18 protein-coding genes are annotated in these 23,157 nt (G+C 58.6%); 5 read left to right on the top strand and 13 right to left on the bottom strand.

The features are described 5' to 3' along the window. Window positions 1-119 precede the first annotated feature (119 nt). Complete coding sequence (gene pssA, locus IE123_RS10400) at window positions 120-1,070, bottom strand: CDP-diacylglycerol--serine O-phosphatidyltransferase (RefSeq protein ID WP_189517813.1); 951 nt, start codon at window positions 1,068-1,070, stop codon at window positions 120-122. A 72-nt stretch (window positions 1,071-1,142) separates the two neighbouring features. Here pssA and IE123_RS10395 point away from each other — a divergent pair, with 72 nt between their 5' ends. Further along, window positions 1,143-1,667, top strand: a complete 525-nt coding sequence (locus tag IE123_RS10395; protein ID WP_189517811.1) for an MOSC domain-containing protein — start codon at window positions 1,143-1,145, stop codon at window positions 1,665-1,667. A gap of 63 nt (window positions 1,668-1,730) precedes the next feature. On the opposite strand, the gene ilvC is transcribed toward IE123_RS10395, so the two are convergent. The 3 genes from ilvC to IE123_RS10380 form a co-directional block, all read right to left on the bottom strand. Beyond that, the gene (gene ilvC / locus IE123_RS10390; RefSeq protein ID WP_189517809.1) at window positions 1,731-2,747 is read right to left on the bottom strand and encodes a ketol-acid reductoisomerase; all 1,017 of its coding nucleotides are present in this window, start codon (window positions 2,745-2,747) and stop codon (window positions 1,731-1,733) included. Window positions 2,748-2,833: 86 nt separating this feature from the next. Beyond that, a complete protein-coding gene (gene ilvN / locus IE123_RS10385; RefSeq protein WP_189517807.1) occupies window positions 2,834-3,325 on the bottom strand; it encodes an acetolactate synthase small subunit in 492 nt (163 codons plus the stop codon). After that, window positions 3,325-5,046 (bottom strand): acetolactate synthase 3 large subunit, encoded by a 1,722-nt coding sequence (locus IE123_RS10380; RefSeq protein WP_189517799.1) that lies wholly within the window; start codon window positions 5,044-5,046, stop codon window positions 3,325-3,327. Before IE123_RS10380 ends, ilvN begins: the two co-directional genes overlap by 1 nt. Before the next feature lie 603 nt (window positions 5,047-5,649). Between IE123_RS10380 and treF the strand changes: the two genes are divergently transcribed. Then, window positions 5,650-7,266 carry an alpha,alpha-trehalase TreF gene (gene treF / locus IE123_RS10375; RefSeq protein WP_229819692.1) on the top strand — a complete coding sequence of 539 codons (1,617 nt, stop codon included), beginning with the start codon at window positions 5,650-5,652 and terminating at the stop codon, window positions 7,264-7,266. 97 nt (window positions 7,267-7,363) lie between these two features. On the opposite strand, the gene clpB is transcribed toward treF, so the two are convergent. The 3 genes from clpB to rluD form a co-directional block, all read right to left on the bottom strand. Continuing rightward, complete coding sequence (gene clpB, locus IE123_RS10370) at window positions 7,364-9,946, bottom strand: ATP-dependent chaperone ClpB (protein WP_189517797.1); 2,583 nt, start codon at window positions 9,944-9,946, stop codon at window positions 7,364-7,366. A gap of 183 nt (window positions 9,947-10,129) precedes the next feature. Next, entirely contained in the window at window positions 10,130-10,885 is a 756-nt protein-coding gene (gene pgeF, locus IE123_RS10365; RefSeq protein WP_189517795.1) for a peptidoglycan editing factor PgeF, read from the bottom strand. Beyond that, on the bottom strand, window positions 10,882-11,841 hold the full coding sequence (rluD, locus tag IE123_RS10360) for a 23S rRNA pseudouridine(1911/1915/1917) synthase RluD (RefSeq protein WP_189517793.1): 960 nt from the start codon (window positions 11,839-11,841) through the stop codon (window positions 10,882-10,884). The genes pgeF and rluD overlap by 4 nt, the downstream gene beginning before the upstream one ends. A 204-nt stretch (window positions 11,842-12,045) precedes the next feature. Here rluD and IE123_RS10355 point away from each other — a divergent pair, with 204 nt between their 5' ends. Together IE123_RS10355 and IE123_RS10350 are read left to right on the top strand one after the other, a co-directional pair. After that, on the top strand, window positions 12,046-12,852 hold the full coding sequence (locus tag IE123_RS10355; RefSeq protein WP_189517791.1) for an outer membrane protein assembly factor BamD: 807 nt from the start codon (window positions 12,046-12,048) through the stop codon (window positions 12,850-12,852). 206 nt (window positions 12,853-13,058) lie between these two features. Then, window positions 13,059-13,343 (top strand): PP0621 family protein, encoded by a 285-nt coding sequence (locus tag IE123_RS10350; protein ID WP_189517789.1) that lies wholly within the window; start codon window positions 13,059-13,061, stop codon window positions 13,341-13,343. On the opposite strand, the gene IE123_RS10345 is transcribed toward IE123_RS10350, so the two are convergent. Continuing rightward, window positions 13,335-14,432, bottom strand: a complete 1,098-nt coding sequence (locus IE123_RS10345) for an NAD(P)/FAD-dependent oxidoreductase (RefSeq protein WP_189517787.1) — start codon at window positions 14,430-14,432, stop codon at window positions 13,335-13,337. The genes IE123_RS10350 and IE123_RS10345 overlap by 9 nt on opposite strands. Window positions 14,433-14,553: 121 nt before the next feature. Between IE123_RS10345 and IE123_RS10340 the strand changes: the two genes are divergently transcribed. After that, window positions 14,554-15,027 carry a GspH/FimT family pseudopilin gene (locus IE123_RS10340; protein WP_189517785.1) on the top strand — a complete coding sequence of 158 codons (474 nt, stop codon included), beginning with the start codon at window positions 14,554-14,556 and terminating at the stop codon, window positions 15,025-15,027. 6 nt (window positions 15,028-15,033) lie between these two features. Here IE123_RS10340 and IE123_RS10335 read toward each other — a convergent pair whose 3' ends face one another. From IE123_RS10335 to pilV, 5 genes are all read right to left on the bottom strand, one after another. Then, window positions 15,034-18,012 (bottom strand): EAL domain-containing protein, encoded by a 2,979-nt coding sequence (locus tag IE123_RS10335; protein ID WP_189517783.1) that lies wholly within the window; start codon window positions 18,010-18,012, stop codon window positions 15,034-15,036. Between the two features lie 84 nt (window positions 18,013-18,096). Next, window positions 18,097-21,132 (bottom strand): PilC/PilY family type IV pilus protein, encoded by a 3,036-nt coding sequence (locus IE123_RS10330; protein WP_189517781.1) that lies wholly within the window; start codon window positions 21,130-21,132, stop codon window positions 18,097-18,099. Further along, entirely contained in the window at window positions 21,132-21,629 is a 498-nt protein-coding gene (locus tag IE123_RS10325) for a pilus assembly PilX family protein (RefSeq protein WP_189517779.1), read from the bottom strand. Before IE123_RS10325 ends, IE123_RS10330 begins: the two co-directional genes overlap by 1 nt. After that, window positions 21,619-22,545, bottom strand: a complete 927-nt coding sequence (locus tag IE123_RS10320; RefSeq protein ID WP_189517777.1) for a PilW family protein — start codon at window positions 22,543-22,545, stop codon at window positions 21,619-21,621. Before IE123_RS10320 ends, IE123_RS10325 begins: the two co-directional genes overlap by 11 nt. Next, window positions 22,545-23,123, bottom strand: a complete 579-nt coding sequence (pilV, locus tag IE123_RS10315) for a type IV pilus modification protein PilV (protein ID WP_189517774.1) — start codon at window positions 23,121-23,123, stop codon at window positions 22,545-22,547. The genes IE123_RS10320 and pilV overlap by 1 nt, the downstream gene beginning before the upstream one ends. Window positions 23,124-23,157 lie beyond the last annotated feature (34 nt).

Below are 23,157 nucleotides of genomic sequence, written 5' to 3'. Positions count from 1 at the left end.
CCAGTCAAAACAATCACCTGCTTCACTTCCCGCTGCCGCGTTGCGTTGTGCTCCGTGGCAGCGGATGCGTACTTTATAGATCGGCCTCCGATCGCGCAACCCCTTTTTTGAAAAAGGGGCTACTTTCTTTCATCGCCTTTTTCAGATATTTCTGGAGCGCCCGCCACCCCTGCCCCATCAGCACTGACTGATGTTTCAGACGTCTCGGCATTGGCGGCTTCCATCTCTTCCTCGGTCGTTGCGATACCACTGTGGATGGGCCTGGCATGACCGGTGCGACGCATGATGGCCAGTATCGGACCGGAAGCAGCGTAGCTGCCAAACAGCAGCAGCAGCATGATGGCCGGCTCCAGAGAGATAAGAACAAAGGCAAGCACTATAGCCAGCAGTGCCACAAAGGGTACCGGACTCTTGAAGTCCACTTCCTTGAAGCTGTAGTAGCGAATATTACTGACCATCAGGATGCCTACCGCTGCCACGATAATGGCCATGAGCACCTTGAAGCCAAAGGCCGTGGCCTCAAAGCTGTGGAATGTCCAGACAAAGCCGGCCACTACCGCTGCCGCCGACGGGCTTGGCAGACCGATGAACCACTTCTTGTCGGTACTGCCGATCTGGACATTAAAACGTGCCAGGCGCAGCGCTGCCCCGGCGACATAGACAAAGGCTGCTATCCAGCCAAGATTGCCAACATCCTGCAGTATCCAGGCAAAGGCCACGATGGCCGGAGCCACACCAAAGGACAGCATGTCGGCCAGGCTATCGTACTCTTCACCAAACGCGCTTTGCGTATTGGTCATGCGGGCCACACGGCCATCAAAGCCATCGAGCACCATGGATACGAAGATAGCGATGGCCGCCGAGCCAAAATTGCCATTGAGTGCAGCGACCACGGAAAAAAAGCCGGAAAACAGTGCCGCCGTTGTAAAGAGGTTGGGCAGCAGATAGATGCCGCGCCGGCGCACGCGCTTCCCGTTTTGCATGATGTCTTCCACCACTTCCGTATCATCCTTGAACTCGGAGAAGGGATCACGGGGTGGTCGATTGTTCGGTGGAGGCGTCTGCGTCATGACAACAATGTCCTTTGAAAAGATACGACCATCAAAGCATAGAAGATGACCAGGTGTTAACACGGAGACGACATGGAAAGCTTAAGAAGGCTCATGACACAGTTCCCGCATGCCGGTCGGCTGGAATGGTTGAGCCGTCGCCCACGACGTCATGGCGATGTCGAGATCATGGAGACGCTGACCCTGATCGAAGGCCAGGGCATTGAGGGCGATCATTACAGCGCTCGCGCAGGCAAGCGTGAAGTCACGCTTTTGCAGGCTGAGCATTTACCGGTTATCGCTGCCTTTTGTGGCATGAGTGAACTTCGCCCCGACCAGCTCAGGCGTAACCTTCTGGTATCGGGGCTCAACCTGTTGGCCTGCCGCCAGCAACGGTTGACCATTGGTGACGATGTCATCATTGAAATTACCGGACCCTGCGCACCCTGCAGTCGTATGGAGCAGATCCTTGGCCCGGGAGGTTATAACGCCCTGCGAGGCCATGGTGGCATGACGGCTCGCATCGTGCGCGGCGGCATCATTCATCGCGGAGATCGCGTCACGGTGATTCCTGCTGTCACCGAATCCGCGCAGGGTCAGCTTTTTCAGACGCCATAAGTGACAGGCATAAAAAAACGGATGCGAACCTCGCATCCGTTTTCCTGAGGGTCTTGAATCGAATCAGTTCTTCGACTTGTCGACCATCTTGTTGGCTGCAATCCAGGGCATCATGGCACGCAGTTTGGTACCTACCTGCTCGATCTGGTGCTCGCTACCACGACGACGCTTGGCCTTGAGTGTCGGGAAGCCGGCCTGGTGATCCAGGATAAAGTCCTTGGCAAAGGTACCTTCCTGAATGTCCTTGAGCACCTGACGCATGGCGTTCTTGGTCTCTTCGGTCACGATCTTCGGACCGGTGACGTAATCGCCATACTCGGCAGTATTGGAGATCGAGTAGCGCATGTCGGCCATGCCGCCTTCATACATCAGATCAACAATCAGCTTAAGCTCGTGCAGACACTCGAAATAGGCCATTTCGGGCGCATAGCCAGCTTCTACCAGCGTTTCGAAACCAGCCTGCACCAGTGCAGTCGCACCACCACAGAGAACGGCCTGCTCACCGAACAGGTCGGTCTCGGTCTCTTCCTGGAAGGTTGTGTGGATGATACCTGCACGGCCACCACCGTTGGCGCTGGCATAGGAAAGCGCCAGCTCACGCGCCTTGCCGGACTTGTCCTGATACACAGCGATCAGGCTGGGCACGCCGCCCCCCTGGGTATAGGTCTGGCGCACGGTGTGGCCCGGCGCCTTGGGCGCGATCATGATCACGTCCAGATCTTCACGCGGCTCGATCTGCTGGTAATGCACGTTGAAACCGTGAGCAAAGGCCAGTGCCGCACCTTCCTTCAGATTGGGTTCGACGTCACGATAGTAAATCTGCTTCTGGTGCTCATCGGGCGCCAGGAACATGACGATATCGGCACCGGATACCGCATCAGCCACTTCAGCCACCTTCAGACCCGAACCTTCTGCCTTCTGCCAGGAACCCGAACCCTTGCGCAGGGCTACCGTGACATCAACGCCGGACTCCTTGAGGTTGTTGGCGTGGGCGTGTCCCTGCGAGCCGTAACCCAGGATGGTGACCTTCTTGCCCTGGATGAGAGAGAGATCGCAATCCTTGTCGTAATAAACCTGCATTACCTTCACCTTTTAATGGACGGCAGCGCCATCGGTTGACATAAACGCTATCGGTTAATCTAAACGTCGTGCAAAAAATTCCGGTGTCAGAGGCTTAACACCTTGTCACCACGTGCAATTCCGGAAACACCGGTACGCGCCACTTCCAGTACGCCCAACGGCGTTACGGCCTGCAGAAAGGCATCCAGCTTGGTGGCGTCACCCGTAATCTGCACGGTATAGACGCTTGGCGTGACATCCACGATCTGGGCGCGAAAGATATCCGCCGTGCGTTTGACCTCGTCACGGGCACTGCCCTGCGCCTTGACCTTGACCAGCATCAGCTCGCGTTCAATGTGTGCCCCTTCAGTCAGATCCACCAGCTTGACCACATCAATCAGTCGATTGAGGTGCTTGGTAATCTGCTCGATGATGCGTTCATCACCATGGGTCGTCACTGTCAGACGCGACAGCGTTGGGTCATCGGTCGGGGCGACATTGAGCGTTTCGATGTTGAAGTTGCGCTGGGAAAAGAGCCCAACCACACGTGACAGCGCGCCCGGCTCGTTTTCAAGCAGCATCGATATGATATGGCGCATCAGGTTCGCTCCGTCTTCGACAGCAGCATGTCACACATGGCCCCCTGCGGAACCTGCATCGGATAGACGTGCTCACGCGGGTCAACATGAATATCGAGAAACACCAGCTCATCCTTCGAGCGGAAGGCCTCTTCCAGTGCCGGCTCGAGCTCATCGGCCGTGTTGACCGTGATCGCCTTGAAGCCATAGGCCCCGATCAGCTTCTCGAAGTCCGGCAGGGATTCCATGTAAGAGTGCGCATGACGGGACTTGTAGTTCAGATCCTGCCACTGGCGCACCATCCCCAGCGAGGCATTGTTGAGATTGACGATCTTGACCGGAATGCCGAACTGCTTACAGGTCGACAGCTCCTGCATCATCATCTGGAAGCTGCCCTCCCCCGTGAAAAGCACGACATGCTCATCGGGATAGTTGAGCTTGATGCCCATGGCGGCCGGCAGACCATAGCCCATCGTGCCCAGCCCGCTTGAAGAGATCCAGCGGTTGGGCTGATTGAACTTATAATACTGGGCAGCAAACATCTGATGCTGGCCGACATCGGTCACCACGTAGGCATCACCGTGCGTGGCGCGATGAACTGCCTCGACGACCTGCTGCGGCTTGAGCGGCTCACCAGAAGCGGCCGGCTCATAAAGCTTGCCGCGACGCTCGGCGCGCCAGGCATTGATCATCTCCCACCACTCATCCAGCGACTCCTGCGCTTCTGTGCGCTGGCCGATCTGATTGAGCATCTCGTTGAGCACATGGTCAGCGGCCCCGACAATGGGCACATCGGCATGCACGGTCTTGGAGATGGAGCTGGGATCGACATCGATGTGCACAATGCGCGCATCCGGACAGAACCGATTGACGTTGTTGGTCACACGATCGTCAAAACGCACGCCCACACCCAGCACCAGATCACTGTTGTGCATGGCCATGTTGGACTCATAGGAACCATGCATGCCCGGCCAGCCCAGCGATTGTGGATCATTTTGCGGAAAGGCACCCAACCCCATCAGCGAGGTGATGACCGGCAGATTAAGTCGATGTGCCAGCGCAGTCAGCGCCTCGGATGCCCGACCGGTAATGACCCCACCACCGGCAAAGATGACAGGACGCCGGGCGCTCATCAAAAGCTCGACCGCCTTGCGGATCTGCCCGGTATGTCCGCGTGACACAGGGCTATATGAACGCAGCTTGACCTTGCGCGGATAGACATACTCATAACGCTCTGTCGGTGCGGTCATATCCTTGGGAATATCGACCACCACAGGCCCGGGGCGCCCGGAAGACGCAATGTAGAAGGCCTTCTTGAGCACGGTCGGAATATCGGAAGGATGGCGGATCGAAAAGCTGTGCTTCACGATGGGACGCGTGACCCCGACAATGTCGGTTTCCTGAAAGGCATCCTCACCAATCAGGTGGCTGGCCACCTGACCACACAGCACGACCATTGGAATGGAATCCATATATGCCGTGGCAATACCCGTTACCGCATTGGTAGCGCCAGGCCCCGAGGTCACCAGCACGACCCCCGGTTTGCCGGAAGCACGGGCATAGCCATCGGCCATATGGGTTGCCGCCTGTTCGTGGCGAACAAGAATATGTTTGACATCATCCTGACGGAAAAGCGCGTCATAAATGTGCAGCGCTGCCCCGCCTGGGTAGCCGTAGATATATTCAACGCCCTCATCCTTGAGGAAGCGGGCGATCATATCGGCTCCGGAAAGCAATTCCACGTTTGAGTTCCCCTATAAGGTCTCGAGTGCGTTCACAATGCCATGCGCATTGGCGTTCGAGGACGGCTGTGCCGCCTGCCGCGGCCCGTGGCCAGCGACACCTGATGCTGCCGCCTGATGACGGGTTGCAGCGAGGACCTGCTCAATCTCATGTCGGGTCGACATATAGGGGCGTTGATCAGGCAGGGGGTTGGCCCGCCTGTTCAGGTCCTTGGGCAGGCAGGCAGTCGCCAGGTGACTGTCCTCCATGATACCGGGGGTCACCCGGGGAATTCATGCCTGCAATCAGGAACCTTCAAGACTCTATCAGTGATGTCCCGGTGTCAACTGATGCATGCGCATTTATAGCGCTCAAGCCTTGAAAAGCGGCTGCATATTGCACGAAATCGGTGCATGGGGGCACAACAGTTTCAAATCATGTCTGCCGTTATAGTCTGTACCAGGGGAAAGACGTCGGGATGAACTATCCTGCGTTAATACCGGTCATCATTACAGGGGCGCACTGCATATGGCAGGCGTCTTGAAAACTATCAGGGCAGTGCCATTTTCATCCTGCCATCTCTGATCGGGCAGAAACGCAATGTATTGTTTCAGGAATTTGCCATGACCATGACCGCTGCCGCATTGACACCTTCGATGCCGGACACGCCGGAAGTTGCCGAACTTCCGCCATTGCCCGAGCACCTTTGGGGCATGCTGTTTCACGATGTGCAGAGTCGCGGTCTGTTCAGTGACAGCAAGACCTTTGTCGACATGATTCCGACCAAGTCGGTCGAAGACATCATGGCCGACTATGCCCAGCTCTGTGCGCGCTACTCAAACTGTGACAATGCGCCCTGTGTCAGCAATGAGACACTGCGCGAATTTGTCGAAGCGCGCTTTGAGCGCATTGAAACCCAAGCCAACGTTGAGCCGCCACAGCGCCAGAGCAACATTCGTGATCATATCGATGCGCTCTGGAACGTGCTGACGCGCCAGCCCCGGCCCCGCTATAACCCGAACTCCTCGCGCCTGCCGTTGCCCCATGCCTATGTGGTACCCGGCGGTCGCTTCAACGAGATCTATTACTGGGACAGCTATTTCACCATGCTGGGCCTGCGTGAAAGCGGCCGCATCGATCTGATGCGTGACATGGTCAACAACGCTGCCTTTTTGATCAATGCCTATGGGCACGTGCCCAACGGCAACCGTACCTATTATCTGTCGCGCTCCCAGCCGCCCTTCTTTTGCGGCATGGTAGGACAGCTGGCCCAGCATGATGGCGAGTGGGTCTATGAGCACTATCTGCCACAGATGGAGCGTGAATATACCTACTGGATGGATGGTACCGAGGCGTTGCATCACTGCGAGGCCTACCGTCGCAGCGTCAAGCTTTCCGAAGGCACGCTGCTCAATCGCCATTGGGATGATCTGAATACGCCGCGCGAAGAGTCCTTTCGTGAGGATATGGAGACAGCCTGCCATTCGACGCGCAACCATATCGAGGTATGGCGCAACATTCGCGCCGGTGCAGAAAGCGGCTGGGATTTCAGTTCACGCTGGCTGAGCGATCCTCATGATCTGGCGACCATTCGTACCGTGGATATATTGCCGCTGGATCTCAACTGCCTGCTGTATCACATGGAGTCACTGCTGGCTGCCACGCATCGCAGGCTCGGCCATTACCAGCGGGCCGACTTTTTCCAGAGTGCCGCCAATTCACGGCTGGACGCGCTGCGCCGGCTCTTCTGGTCACAGGAAGAGAAGCGTTTCGGGGACTATCTCTGGCATGAAAACGAGCTGACCGACAGCGTCAGTGCTGCCATCGTGTTCCCACTCTATTTTGGTGTGGCCACCGATGAGCAGGCGGCTCATGTGGCCGATACACTGGAGCATCAGCTGCTTCAGCCCGGCGGGTTGATGACTTCCACCATCGATACCGAGCAACAATGGGATGCACCCAACGGCTGGGCACCGCTTCAGTGGATGGCGATCAAGGGGCTCAAGCGCTACGGCCATGACCGGCTGGCGGACACCATTGCCAAACGCTGGATGCACAACAACTTCTACCGCTTCGAAAAGGATCACAAGCTGCTGGAGAAGTATAACGTCATGGATATCAATGCCGCGCCGGATGGTGGTGAATACCCGGCTCAGGATGGCTTTGGATGGACCAACGGGGTACTGCGCGCACTGCTGGCCCTTTACCCGGAGGCCACGTTCGAAAACACAGCGCCTTGATCACTCTGTTACAGGCGGCATTATCCAGCGCATAAAAAGGGCGGCTACCGATGGTAGCCGCCCTTTTATCGTCTGAGATGGATATCGTGTGCCGGGCTTAGTGCTCGAAGACCAGCTCGCCGTCACGCGCCTCGATACGCACTGTGTCCCCCGGAGCGTAGCGTCCGGAAAGCAGGGCCTGTGCCAGCGGGTTTTCAATCCGGTTCTGAATGGCACGACGCAGCGGACGCGCCCCATAGACCGGATCAAAGCCAGCTTCCGCCAGCTGCGCCAGCGCCTCATCGTTGACCTCAATGGCAATCTCGCGCTCCGCCAGTCGCTTGCGCAACTGATCAAGCTGGATGTTGGCGATCGCCCGGATCTGCGTCTGGCCCAGCGCATGAAACACGACAACCTCATCGATGCGGTTGATCAGCTCGGGGCGGAAGTGAGAAGACACCTCATCCATGACCGCAGCACGCATGCGCTCATAGCCTGCTTCATCCTGCTCGCTGGCATGATTCTGAATGATGCTGGACCCCAGATTCGAGGTCATCACGATCACGGTATTACGAAAGTCCACCGTACGCCCCTGGCCATCGGTCAGGCGTCCGTCTTCGAGCACCTGCAGGAGGATGTTGAAGACATCCGGATGTGCCTTCTCCACTTCATCCAGCAGCAGCACCGAATAGGGCTTGCGTCGTACGGCCTCGGTCAGATAGCCACCCTGCTCATAGCCGACATAGCCCGGAGGCGCACCGATCAAGCGGGCCACGGAGTGCTTTTCCATGAACTCCGACATGTCGATACGCACCATGGCCTCTTCGGTATCGAACAAAAAGCCGGCCAGCGACTTGCAAAGCTCCGTCTTGCCCACCCCGGTTGGCCCGAGAAACAGGAATGAGCCGTTGGGGCGATTGGGGTCACTGATACCGGCCCGCGAGCGACGTACCGCATTGGACACGGCCGTGACGGCCTCATCCTGGCCGATCACGCGCTCATGCAGCGCCTCTTCCATACGAAGGAGCTTGTCACGCTCGCCTTCGAGCATTTTCGACACCGGGATACCGGTCCAGCACGAAACGACTTCGGCAATCTCCTCTTCGGTCACGATCGAGCGCAGCAGCTTGAGTGGCGTGCTTTCGGCTTCACCGGCCTCGCTGATCTTGCGCTCCAGATCCGGAATCAGGCCGTACTGGATTTCCGACATGCGCCCCAGATCGCCCTGACGACGCGCCGCTTCCAGATCGGTACGTGCCTGTTCAAGCTCGGCCTTGTACTGCGCCGCGCCCTGCAGACTGGCCTTTTCGGCCTTCCAGACCTCTTCCAGATCAGCGTACTCTCGTGACATGGCCTCGATCTGGCCTTCCAGCAGCTCAAGACGCTTGCGGGTCGCCTCATCCGTTTCCTTCTTGAGGGCTTCGCGCTCGATCTTGAGCTGGATCAGACGCCGCTCAAGACGATCCATCTCTTCGGGCTTGGAGTCCATCTCCATGCGAATGCGTGAAGCGGCCTCATCAATCAGGTCGATGGCCTTGTCGGGCAGCTGGCGGTCGGTGATGTAACGTGTGGACAGCCGTGCCGCAGCAATGATGGCCGGATCGGTGATGTCGACGCCGTGATGGACCTCATAGCGCTCCTTGAGCCCGCGCAGGATGGCGATGGTGTCCTCTTCGGAGGGCTCATCGACCAGCACCTTCTGGAAGCGGCGCTCAAGGGCGGCGTCCTTCTCGATATCCTGGCGATACTCATCCAGCGTCGTGGCACCCACACAGTGCAGCTCGCCGCGGGCCAGGGCCGGCTTGAGCATATTACCGGCATCCATCGAGCCTTCGGTCTTGCCGGCGCCTACCATGGTGTGGAGCTCATCGATAAAGAGGATCACGCGTCCTTCTTCCTTCGACAGCTCGTTGAGCACGCCCTTCAAGCGTTCCTCAAAATCACCACGATACTTGGCACCAGCCAGCAGCGCGCCGAGATCCAGTGACAGCACACGCTTGTCCTTGAGGCTCTCGGGCACCTCGCCGTTGACAATGCGCTGGGCGAGGCCTTCCACAATGGCGGTCTTGCCCACCCCGGGTTCACCGATCAATACCGGGTTGTTCTTGGTACGACGCTGAAGCACCTGAATGGTGCGGCGAATTTCGTCATCACGGCCGATGACCGGGTCCAGTTTGCCGCTGGCAGCACGTTCGGTCAGGTCGGTGGTGTACTTGTCCAGTGCCTCGCGCTTCTCTTCGGCTTCGGCATCGTTGACGTTCTCACCGCCACGCAGATCATCGATTGCACGGCGCACCCCCTGCTCGGTAAGACCGGCCCCGCTCAGGGCACGACTGATGGCCGACTTCGTTTGCAGCGCTGCCAACAGGACCAGCTCGGTGGCAATGAACTGATCATTGCGCTTTTGCGCTTCGCGATCAGCCAGATTAAAGAGCTGCCCCAGCTCCTGACCCATGGTGACGTTGCCATCGAACTGGCTGACCGTTGGCAGGTCATCTACCTGCCTGACCAGCGCATCGCGCACGCGGCCCGGATCGCCGCCGGCCTTTTGAATCAGCCCCTTGAAGCCGGAGTCCCGGCTATCCAGCAGTGACAGCAACACATGACCCGGCTGAAGCTGGTTGTGACCACGCCCTGCCGCCAGCGACTGGGCATCGGCCAGGGCAGCCTGCAATTTGCTGGTGAGTTTATCAATTCGCATTCTGAGTCCTCTCCTACGGCGCCCTGGCCAGCAGTGTCTGCACAGCAGCAGATCTGGCATTTCAAAGCGCGTTTATCGACATTCTTGCAGGCAAAGATGGGGACGCCGGCGAGGGTTTCAAGCAGACCGTGAAAATATTATGTTAAATAATTCAGCGTCTCTGACAGCGCGCCTCGGCGTGCGCTAGCGTAACCAGATCACACTGCTCATGCGCCCGGTGAGACCATTATCACGACGGTGAGAATAAAAGCGGGAATCAGACGCCGTACAAAAGTGGCCGCCGCTGATATCGGTGACGCCCAGCGCTTCCAGACGCAGGCGTGCCAGCCGATAAAGGTCACACATGAAGTGACCCAGCCGATAGGGGCTTGCTTCAAAGGCTGCAGATGCCTGCGGATGGACATTGACGAAGGCGTCATATACTTCACGCCCGACCTCATACTGCATGTTGGAAATCGCGGGCCCCAGCCAGGCCATGACCTCCTCGGGGGCACAGCCCAGCGCCGCCACGGTGGCTTCCAGTACGCCGCCGGCCAGACCGCGCCAGCCGGCATGCGCGGCCGCCACCCGGGTACCGCGCCGATCACAGAACAGCACCGGCAGGCAGTCGGCCGTCTGAATCACACAGGCATATTGCTGGTCACGGGCGATGGCGGCATCAGCCGAGGGCGGGGGCGTCTGAAAGGACTGCTGTACGCGGGCGCCGTGCACCTGATCCAGCCATAAAAGCGGTCGATGATCCCCGATTCTCGCCCCCAGCACCTGACGCAGCCAGGCGACCGTTTCAGGATCATCTCCCACGTGAGAGGCCGCATTGAAGGCGGCATAGGGCCCCTGACTGGGCCCTGTCTCACGGGTGGTCACAAAGGCGCCCACCGAATCAGGCGCCACCCAGTCCGGCACGATAAGCGTGGGTTGATCGCGGCTGTCGTGGTTCATGTTGCCGCCTGATCGTCGCGCAGGACATCAAGCAGCATGAACATGTCATCGGGCAGTTCCATGGCGAACTCGACGGTTTCATGGGTGGTCGGATGAACAAAGGCCAGCCGGCGAGCGTGCAGTGCCTGGCGTGAAAAGTGGCGCAGCGTTTCCTTGAGGGGTTCCCCTGCTCCTGCCGGCAGCTTGAGCCGTCCACCGTAGACAGGATCACCCACGAGCGGAAAACGCTGATGCGCCATGTGCACACGAATCTGGTGGGTACGCCCGGTCTCCAGGCGACAGCGAATGTGGGTATGACCGCGAAAGCGCTCGACCACCCGGTAATGCGTCACCGCCGGCTTGCCTCCGTTGGCCACCACCGCCTGACGCTTGCGATCCACCGGATGGCGACCGATGGGCGCATCGACCTTGCCGCCGGCGATCATGGCCCCGGTGACAATGGCATCGTATTCGCGCTTGACCCGGCGCGCCTGCAGCTGCTCGACCAGCGATGTCTGTGCGCCCAGCGTTCTGGCCACCACCATCAGTCCGCTGGTGTCCTTGTCCAGACGGTGCACGATGCCGGCACGTGGCAGGGTCGCAAGCTCGGGCGCATGATGCAGCAGCGCGTTGAGCAGTGTCCCGGTCTGATTGCCGGCGGCGGGATGGACAACCAGCCCTACCGGCTTGTTGATGATCATCACGGCATCATCTTCGTGGACGATCTCCAGCGCAATTGGCTCGGCCTGCCAGACGCGGCTTTCCTCGAGCACGGCATTGAGCGCCAGCACGGCGCCTGACATGACCGGCGCGCGCGGGCGTACCTTCTGGCCGTCCACGGTCAGTGCGCCCTCCTTGATCCAGCTTTTAAGACGCTCGCGGGAGAACTCGTCAAAAAGTTCGGCGGCCGCCTGATCCAGCCGCAAACCGGTCATGGTGTCGGGGACAGTACGCGTTTGTTCGATGGTCTGTGACATGCAATTCTCTGCAGGAGCATGGACCGGGCATTTCGCCACGGCTTTACAATGCTTTATAGTGCGGGATCATTGGTACCGGGAACAGGCAGCGCGTCATTCGCGTAATGCGCTGCCGGTCCGTATAGTAGGCCCCACACACTTCATTCAGTAGCTGTTGGGCGGATTCTATCATGCCGCCACGGTTTGTTTGAGACGAGGACGACAATGCGCGCCATTTCCCTGAGCGCCCTTGCGCTGGCTGCCATCATGCTGGCCGGTTGCGCCAGCAGTCAGAGCCAGGAGCAGGATAACGAGCTTAGCGAGCAGCAGCTCTACCAAAACATTCAGCAGGCGCTCGACAATGGCCGCTACTCCGCCGCCGTCACTCAGCTTGAAACGCTTGATAACCGCTTCCCGTTCGGTGAATACGCGCAGCAGGCCCAGCTGGAGCTGATCTACGGCTACTACCAGGTCGGCAACTGGGAAGCCTCTCGTGCTGCCGCCAGCCGTTTCATTCGACTTCATCCCGATCATCCACAGGTCGACTATGCCTACTACATGCGTGGCATGGCAGCCTGGGAATCAGGACGTTTCAGTCTGGAAAGCCTGGATCTGATCGACATTTCCAAGCGCGATCTGGGCGCCACGCGTGACGCCTATGTCGACTTTGGTGAAGTCGTACGCCGCTTCCCTGATAGTGCCTACGCCCCTGACGCCCGCCAGCGCATTATCTTCCTGCGCAACGTGCTGGCCCGTCACGAGCTTCAGATCGGCGATTTCTACCTGCGCAAGCAGGCCTATCTGGCCGCCGTCAACCGCGGGCGCTGGGTACTGGAGCACTATCCACAGACCCCCGCCACACGTGACGCCCTGGCGGTCATGGTGGAGGGCTACATGGGTCTGGACATGCAAAAGGAGGCCCGTCAGGCACTGGCCGAGCTGATTCATAATGATCCGGATAATGCTCGCCTGAGCGGTAACACCTTCAATCCACGCTATCTGCGCGGCTCCCTGCGGCTGGAAGACAGCTGATTCATCGCTGCTCGTTGATGCGCTAAAACGCCCCACCCTGCGTTGGGGCGTTTTCATGTCCGACAGGGCGCAACGTTGGCGCACTCTTGATTCTCTTTTACACTACAGCGCCACGGTGATCACGCCATCATGGCGCGACGCCGATCACGGTTTGAATCAGGCAAGGCCCGCTGCCTGCTTTCGATGACAGGAGTCCGAGTCCATTCATGGCCCGACTGATTATTGTGGCTGCCCTGCTCTGGCTGGGATGGCTTTTTTATCGCCGCCTGAAACGTCAGCGCAAACCGCATCCGCCGACCCCGGCTGCCGGAGAAGCGATGGTGCGCTGCGCCTACTGTCATGTGCATGTATCACGCCATGACGCGCTGGAGGATCCTCATGTCAATGAGGTGTCACGCCATCTTCCAGGTGACAGACACTGGTTCTGCTGTCAGGACCATCAGGCACGCTTTATCAGCAATGGACCGCAGCCGCGCCGACGTTCACCCTGAATCAGGCAAGGTGTAGGGCGCAGGATCCACCGAAGGCGTTGTACCCTTGATGTGGGCACACAGAAGATCTGCCGTCGCTGGTGAGAGCACCACACCATTGCCTCCGTGGCCTGCATTGACGTAAAGCCCCTCGACATCATTCACCGCCCCGACGAAAGGAACGCTACCGGGAGAGCCCGGCCGCAGTCCTGCCCAGTGATGGGTCACCTCGATATCCTTGAGCGCCGGCAACATTTCCAGCGCTTTCGCATGAATCTGCGCGTAACCTTCCACCGTCGTGGTGCGGTCAAAGCCTGCATTCTCGAAGGTGCTGCCTGCCAGGATATGATGATCCTGTCGGGGAATCAGATAAAAGCCGTTCATCAACATGACCGCCCGAAGCAGCGGACGCTCGGGCCTGAACAGCAGCATCTGCCCCCGCACGGGCGTGATGGGCAGTGAAACATGACGCGCCATCAGCTCACGGGTCCAGGGGCCGCCCGCCATGACCACACGGGGTGCCAGATATCTGCCCTGACTACCCGCCACGCCCTGAATACGGCCCCCTGCACTCAGCAGTGAGGTCACTTCAAAGTGCTCCACCAGCGTAGCGTGCGGATGATCCATCAACCACTGCCGCAGCGCCTGACCCAATCGCGGCGTTCTAATGCTGCCGCGTCCGGATATCCAGAACGCAGGCTCAAGCGATGTCGTCGTCAACTGCCCCAGGCACGTGTGCGCCTGAGATGAGCCGAGCGATGTGAGCATGTCGTTATGGCGCGCCGACCACGCTCGGGCGTTTTGGTCATCTTCGACCCTGGCATGCATGATGCCATGAGGCGTGTACTGGGGATCGATACCGGTGGCAGAGGCCAGCATGTTGGCAAGATCGGTCCACTGCGGCGCGGCCAGTGCATCAAGCCGGGCAATAGGGTCGGCGTAACGCCAGGGATAGAGCGGTATCAATATGCCGCCGCCGGCCCAGGACGCCTCCCGGGCACATTGCCCGCGCTCTACAAGCGTGACCTGAAAGCCGTCCTGTACCAGCTTGCAGGCACTCATCATGCCATTGATCCCGCCTCCTACCACGATCACGTCACTGGCTTTCACGCAGCGTTCATCCCTGTAGGTGCCATGGCCGAACAGCATTTGCATGCCTTTGATCAATAATTTCTAAATTAGAGTTGACCCGTGCCGTTAAATTGACCAATAGACAACAAAGGAGAGGACCTTGCGTTCTCAGAGGGGCATCTCTTTGCTCGAAGCCACGGTATGCATGGCCATTCTGGCGCTGTTGGTGGGCCGGGTCATCCCTTTCACACAACAGTGGCACGCCGATCACCTGCTGAATACCCAGATGCGTGATGTACAGGGATTGATGCAGCAGGCGCAGATGGCCAGCCTGGATCATGGCAGGCCGTGGACCCTGTGCGGCAGTGATGATGGTCTGCGCTGTGATGGCCAATGGCAACATCTGCTGGTCATGGACGCCGATGGCCACGTTCGCCATCGCATCAAACGTCATGACACTGTCACCCTGCGCTGGCAGGGACTGTCACAGGCACTTGTCTTTCATCCCCGGCTCTCGAGCAGCATTCTCAACGGCACCTTTCATCTCTGTCACGGCCAGAGAACGCAGCGGCTGATCGTCAATCGACTCGGGCGCACGCGCCGTGAAACCGCTGATACCAACGGTGACTGCTGAGCCACGTTACTCCAGCCAGAGCCTTTCAAGCGGCATTGGTCGGTGCAGATAATAGCCCTGAGCGTAATTGACCCCCATGTTGACAAGCCTTTCGGCACTGCCGCCATCCTCGACGAACTCCGCCACGGTCAGCGCGCCCAGCCGGTGGGCGATCTGATTGATGGCATCAACGATTACCTGATCCAGCGTATTGTCGTTGATATGGCGTACGAAGCCGCCGTCGATCTTGATGATATCGACCACGAAATTGCGCAGATAGCTGAACGAGCTTAACCCACTGCCAAAATCATCCAGCGCCACCCGACATCCTGCCTTGCGCAGCGCATCAATGACCTCACGTGCCAGCGCCAGATGGTTCATGAGTGCCGTCTCCGTGATTTCAAATATCAGCATCTGCGCAGGGATAACGGAAGCCGCCATGGTTTTCATCAGCCAGGGCAAAAACCCTGCATCATTGAGGGAATTGGCCGAAAGATTGATGCTCAGTGAGCGACCCGCCAGCACCTGCTTTAATCGCTCGCCGTTATGGATAAGGGTGTGCTCGATCACCCAGCGATCTACGCCGGTCATGATGCCATAGCGCTCGGCCACCGGAATGAAGGCACCAGGGGCCACCACCTCGCCTTCCCTTCCCAGCATTCTCACCAGTACTTCCAGATAGTCACTGCCCTCGCCCTGCAGCGGTACGATACGCTGGCAGAAAAGAACGAAACGATCACTTTCGATGGCCTCACGCAATCCGGCCGCCATGAAAACATCGCGATGATACTGTTCGATGTCTTCCTGTCCTGGATGATACACAGTCGCCCGATTGCGCCCGCACTGCTTGGACGTGTAACAGGCCACATTGGCGCGACCGATCACGGTACTAAAGCTTGCAGACTCACTGTCCAGCGGTATCAACCCGGCGCTGACGCTCACATCATGAAGCCGTCCATCCCACGAAAATCGCAGCGCGCCAATGGCCTGAATGACGGTGTCTACCCACACCGCTGACGCATCAATGTCACGGTCATGAAGCAACAGCCCGAATTCATCACTGCCCAGCCTCGCCAGCACATCACAGCTACTGATGTGCTGCTCGATCAGGCGACTGACTTCAATCAGCAGGGCATCTCCTGCCAGCTGTCCCGCTGAATCGTTGATGATCTTGAAATGATCCAGGTTCAGGATCACCAGAATGGCCGGCGCGCATGCTGCGCCGCTGATGACGTTTTCTACTTCCTGCTCGAAGCGTCGACGGTTATACAATCCGGTCAGTGCATCATGGCTGGTGGTAAAGGTCAGATGACGCTGAAGTTCGCGCGCGCGTGACATGTCCTGAAAGACCAGGATGGCCCCCATGGCGTTGCCACCGGATGCGCGCACCGGCGCAGCCGTCGCCTTGACTTCACGACTCTCCTTGCACCTGTTGACCAGAATCGAGTCATCCCCGGTCATGCAGGCTTCATTGCGAGACACACAGGTTTCGATCAGCTCAAGTGACTGTGGCGTCATGTCCTGCCCGTGTAGATGAAATACCTCCTGAAGCGCACGCCCTCTGGCCTGCAAGAAGGGCCAGCCGGTAATCTCCTCGGCCACGGGATTCATGAACACGATACTGCCACCCATGTCGGTGGCGATGACCCCATCACCGATCGAGTTGAGCGTCACCTGCAACCGCTCCTTCTCCTCCTGCAGATCGCGCGCAAGCTGTTCACGTTCGAACTCGGCCTGGCGTGCGGCATGGATATCGATCAACGTACCAATCATCTTCAGCGGCCTGCCCCGCTCATCGAACTGCATGACCTTGCCGCGTGATTGATACCAGCGATAGTCACCATCCTTCTGGCGTATACGATATTCCGCGATATACAGCGGTACCTGGCCCGCAACATGAGTACTGAATGCCTGCTCTACGCGTGCCACGTCATCAGGATGGGTTTTCTCGCGCCAGTACGTCATGGAACAGGCTGACGCCTCATCCTCCGTGCCCAGCAAGCGGTGCGCCTCCAGTGAAGCCTTGATCTGATGACGCACCAGATCGATCTCCCATACGCCCTGCCCGCTGCCTTCCAGAGCAGACTTCCAGCGCTGCTCGCTTTGTGACAGCTGTGCCTGCTCCCGGCGAAAACTCTGTAACGCCAGCCCCAGCAACAGGGCCGGCAGTACCGTCAGGGCGATGGTAATGTAGTGGAACATGCTGAAATGAGGCGCTTCGCCCTGATGACCGGAATACACCAGCACGACCAGCGAGATAACACTGACCACGTTGAGCAGAGTACTTCTAAAGAAATCAAACAGCAGTGCGCCCAGCAGCAATGGCACGATGCTCCAGACAAGTTCATCGGGGAAAAACACCACGATGACGACATTGGATAGCACTGTCAGGGCCAGCATGGCGTTGAATGACGTCAAAATCCCCCGGGAAAGCAGCGTACGCCAGCGACGAATGGAGCTGTTGAGGACCACAGGCAGCATGACAAGCATGCCCAGACACCCGGAAAGGTAGCGCCCCCACCACAGCTGAAGAAATTCCGATCCAGCCTGCCAGGGCTCCGTCGATGCCAGCATCAGCGAGCCGATCAGCGGTATGCCCAGCACGCTGACCAGCAACATGCGCAGAAGCGATGAAATGTTGCCCATGATCAGACCACTCCCATGACGCCAGCGAAGCCAGAGTGCACCCAGGAGAATTTCAATGCCATTGATCACGGTATAGCGAGGAACGCCATAGGGGGCATGACAGAGGTAGTGGGCCAGCATATCGGCCAGCGCAATCCCGAGAAATGGAATAGCCCAGTCACGTGGATGCAAACGCACCAGCGCCCCGATGGCCAGGGGTCCTGCAAGCCATGGCGGCACCACTGTCGTATCCCCATGGGATAGCGTCATGGCGCCCACTGCCAGCATCAGATAGACCAGCATGAACAGCAGCAACCGTAGCCAGCGGCCAAGGTGCCGGACATCGCTGCTCCCAAATATCTGCTCGTAGATTCCCAGCATCGGTTCCCCGCACCCCGCCCTTTCAGGGCCATTATTATGTTGTTACACAGCTCTTTTCACTGTCCTGCGGTGGCGTGCAGGAAATTATTGCTGATACCACCACAAGGGTGCTGCTACCAGACATTCGCGAAAGACGCCTTCCCTGGCATCATATTGACCACAGCCGTTTTCAGCGGTCTGTGATTCGCCCTTGTCATCCCTGAGCACTGCTGCCACCTGATGAGCCCTGTTGGTATCCAGCACACGGGTGCGCAGCCCTTCGATCAAAAAGGCAGGCGTTTCCTGTAGATAACTTCCCATATCCGTGCTCTTGACCATGGCAGACTGCTGTTCGTGCTGGTGCCCCCTGTCATGCCAGACCGGCAGGGAAAAGCCGTAAAGCCGCGAAGCACCACGAGCAGCCATGCACATATTGTCCGGTACTTCGGGTTGATAGGTCGTAAAAAGCGTATTGCCGGTAACGGTGGAGGCATCAGACAGCACCTTCATACCCGTCGGCAGCATCAAGCGCCAGCCATGGAAGGCATTCATGTCCAGATACCCCTGACGATCCACCGGGGCGTTAAGCGTATAGGTTGATGCCTGCGCCGCAGCCTCCATTAGATCGTTATTATCAAGTATGCCCGGAACCCGGCCATTGAGGGAACCATCCAGCCATTGGCTGACCTCAAGAATATAAAAAGCGTCCTGGCTATCGCTGCGAAGTGGGTTGGCGCGATCACCGCTGCCCAGCATCAAGAGATCCACGGGTTGTTGATCCAGATAGGTACGTACCAGGTTGGCCCGATTAAAAAAGGCACGGTCGATACCTTCCTGATCATGACGTCCCAGAGATGCCACCTGATGCAGCTGCCAGTCCGCGGTCGTTCTTTTTTTACCCCTGTCATCATCGCCCAGGCGCAGGTCGGCAAACCAGACATTGCCTCCGGTATCGCCGAAAAAGGCACCATCTACTGCCCCGTCAAAGTCTCGATCCACCGGGGTAATGGTCGCCGGCACGCTATCACTGGGCCCCTTGAGTGAGGCAATGATCACACCGCTACGGGCATCAATCACCACCATGCCCGCGCCAAAGCGAGCCGCCCCTCGATTGGCACGGCTGCCGGCCGTGATGTCATAGCCCATACCTGCCAGGAAAGCGAGACGGCCATCGGCCAGCGTGACCGCCACCGGAGTAGACCAGCTCTGTCCCCAGTCCGGCTCAAGGGCATGCCAAGCACGTTCCGGCTCGTCGGGATTGATGACATTCAATCCGTAGTAGCCACGCCCACCACGACCCAATCCGAACGCCAGTACCGCACTCTTCAGCGAGGTGCGGGCCTGCCCCGCGGCATCTCGCGTGGTGGCGTAGGCAAGCCAGGCGCCCGGTGAGCCATCAACCCCATAGTGCGTTGACTGGGAAAGATACGTCTGCCCACCGTCACTGTTTGGCCAGGGGTACTCGGGCCGGGTGTTGAGCATGCGATACACGGCCATGGCAGCTGTCTCGCGTGGCCAGAAGGCCCACCGTTCTGCACCACTGGCATCGTCGATGGCGTGAAGCAGACCCTCGTTGGTTCCCACAAAAATGCGAATGCGTTGATCACCCGGCGGACAGCTTGAACGCGCATCGGCGCAGCCATAATTGATGGCCAGCGGCTGTGAATGCACGATGTCGCCCATCACCCAGGGCCTGATATCGGTCTCGCTGTCATTGGTAACATCAAGCCCATAGACCCAGTCCGCCAGCTGACGCGGGCTATAGCCGGCCTGCTTGAGCACGGTCAGAGCCTCTTTATCGATGCCGTCAGCATCAAGGCCCTGCTGAATGCCGGGCCTGGCCAATGGCGCAAAAACAGCTCCCTTGCCCAGATCGGTATAAAGATTTCTGCCGGAAACAACCTGTTCACGCAGACGCGCCCCCGCCCCGCCCTGCTCCACGGCATCCGGTGCGGCAATCTCGGTGATTCCCCGGCTCCAGAGATCCCTTTTCACGGGATTACTGGGTTGACTGGCATCCACGGCAAACTTTTTCAGATTGCCGGTCCAGGGCACATAGCCGCGCGGCAGAAAGCCGGGCGAATAGACCTGTCCCAGATTCTCTGTACCGTCAACATTGGTGGCCGTTGTAAAGCGCTGCGTCTGAATCTCGTTTTCAATGATACTGCCCAGTATCCGACTGAAGGCCAGATCCAGACCATCGCGATCATTGGCTTCGTAGTAGCCCTGCAAAATACCCGGCGGGGGCTGGGCGGCATCTTCAAGCAGGCGCTGCTTCGTGGTAAAGCCAATGGTAAAGGTATAGGCATGCTGGGTGCCGGGCAGATCAGGGCGCCCCCCTTGTCCATCTCCCAGATCGTGTTCTGCCATGAAGCGCGTCAGCTGCGGCAGGCAGTTTTTAACGGATTCCACGTTATCGGTATTGGGCACTGCCGCGTCATAGAGCTTGCAGGACTTGCCGGTGAGCTTTTCTATAAATTCATTGGCCTGGGTATCCATGAGGGGCTGCCCATCGGTCATATAGATGACGTAGACCTGCTCGCAGGGACGCATGGGTGACCTATAGATGCCATTGCCTGTTTCGATGCCTGTATCACGTGCGGGCCTGGCCTTGGTATTTTCCTTGCCATACAGCACTTCCAGACCGGTAAAGTACCGATAGACCTCGCTCATGGTTTCACAAAGCGGCGTTGTGGTATTGGCCGTTATCCTGCTGTTAATGGTCGTCAGCAGGGCATTACGGGCATCGCCGCTCTGTCGCGGTTCGAAGGGGAATCCCTGAATGACACGCCCCCCATTCTGACCAAGATCATCATAGGGGCTCTCGCGACCGACCCAGTTATTGTCGTTGAATACTGCAATCGAAAAATTGATCCCGGGATGCTGGCGAACAAGGCTGCTCAGCACCTCCCGTGTCACGCCAATACGCGTTTTATTGGACCCGGGCAGGGCGGTATTCATGCTGGTCGAAGTATCGATGATCAGCATCACCTGGGGCTGCCCACCTCCGCCACTGGCCTGATAGGCAGGCAGATAGATGTCCACGTCGTCGGCTCGAATCACGTCTGAAACCATCAGACACGCCGCCAGAACAGCCAGCAACAGCCGCCGCTGCCAGCGTTTGCACGCGCAGATATCCATTATTCCCCGCCTCCCGTGCTCAGCGTGACCACACCCTGATAAATCCCCTGCGCCTGATCCCGGGAAGCATCAAAACCTTCAGGGACGATGCGCAGATTGAAATAGCGATAATGTTTCAGCGCCTGATTACCGGTGGCGGCAAAGCTCGTCGCATGGCGACGTTCGAGCTGTTCACGGACAGCGTTTGAAAGTCCCGCCTGTTCATCACTCAGGCACAGCCGCTGCACACTCAGTTGCGTGCCGACAGCAGGTGCCACAACGCTTTCGCTGCATGGCTGCGCCAGATAGGCAGGCATGAGCGTATCGAGCTGTGCCAGCTGCGTCTCGATCTGCCCATCCTGCTGCTGAAAGCGCTGTACGCCGGTCTCGGCATAGTGGGCCAGCCGGGTATCCAGAAGACCACGCTGGGCCAGCGATACGGCCAGCAGCGTCATGGCGGTCAGCAGTATCAATCCAATGACCAGCGTAAAACCTTCCTGGCGGTGATTAGAGACCATTTGCTCCCCTGAGGCGACCATTGCGCAGCGTCGCCGTGGTGACAAAAAGGCGTCGCTGATAGTGGTCGGCCTCAAAGGCAAGAGTGCGTCCCGCCACCAGAAACTCGCGTGCCGGCATCTGCAGTGCCATTTTCTCGCTGCGCATCACGATATAGAGGCGCGCTGCCACCACCCGGTCCCAGTCCGCCGCCGTCCAGTGTGCCACCGCGTTGCTGTCATAAAATTGATTGGCGCTGCCGTCGGCGTTGTCATCACGGCCCCATTCCACTTCAAGGGCCTCGACATGGCGCGCCACTTCGCTGCTGGAATAATTCCCCGATGCACTGCGCTGATTGACAAAAAGCGCCGGCACGCTTTCTCCGCTGTAGTCATCCTTCACCATGCGCAGGTAATAGATCCCGGCATGGTAATGCCAGTCGCCCTGACAGGGCTGGTCAAGAGTGAGCTGCGGGGGATCAAGGCTGGTATCGAGTGTCAGGCAGGTACCGTTACCGTGGTCGGCATAGCGTACAGCTACCACGGCAGCAGGTCGTGAAGCATGGTCATCGGATTTCAAAGCGCTTTGCGGCACAAGGCCGAGCGTTTTGGCCTGCTCAGCCGTACCGCCCCAGACAGGCAGGGCGCACTTGATATCGATGGCCCTGCTCATATCACGGCAACTGTCATCGCGCACCGGCGTCATGATCTCGCCCCAGAAGCCCGTGCGCCGCAGCTCCTCGCTCAGCAACTGCGTGGCCATGCGCCCTCGTACCTGAAGGTCGGCCATCGCGTGCTGCTGTTGAAAGGTACGTGCGGTCTGCATGTAAAGCACAATGACGGCAGAGAGCACCATGAGTCCCAGCGCCATGGCGATCATCATTTCCAGCAGGGTGGCACCGCGCTGGGCATGCATAGAGGCGCAGGGTTCAAGGGCCATCAGCCGCGTACCGGATAATAGCGACTGCTGGCACTCACGCTCTGCCGGGCACTGGTAATATCGGCACTGGCACAGGAACTGTTGTCCGAGCGGCCACCCTGTCCAGTGCCTCGCCATGCCAGCGTGACAGTGGCATCAAATCGCTGCGCCTGTGTGGTGACCGTGATACAGGCATGGGCCTGCGGCAGGCCGTCAAGGCGGTGATGCTCCCCCTGTGCCTGCATGATCTGATGTTCCCAATCGGCGAGATCAAAGCGTGCCAGGGTCTGGCTGTCGCAAAACGCCTGTCGGCAATCGCCACCGCCCTGATACTGTTGATCACCAATAGGCGCATGAGCGCTTTCGCCCACGTTGTAGACCGACATCGCCTCACGAGAGGTATTGGCGCGCAGCCGCTCCAGCATGTCGTTGACCAGCAGTGTGGCGCGGCCACGCTGCAGCGCCTGCTCATTGGCCTGCTGGGCGTGCAGTACCAGACTCATGATGCCCATGGCGCCAAGGCTCAGCACCACCATGGCGACCAATACTTCCAGCAGGGTAAAGCCCCGCTGGGCGGGAATACGCGTATGAATCATCATGTCGAATCCGGGCGCTGAACAGCGCTCCTATCGG

Source organism: Kushneria pakistanensis (assembly GCF_014652795.1).
GTDB classification, from domain to species: Bacteria; Pseudomonadota; Gammaproteobacteria; order Pseudomonadales; family Halomonadaceae; genus Kushneria; species Kushneria pakistanensis.
The sequence above is the reverse complement of the archived record's forward strand: the minus strand, read 5'-3'. Positions and strand labels throughout refer to the sequence as shown.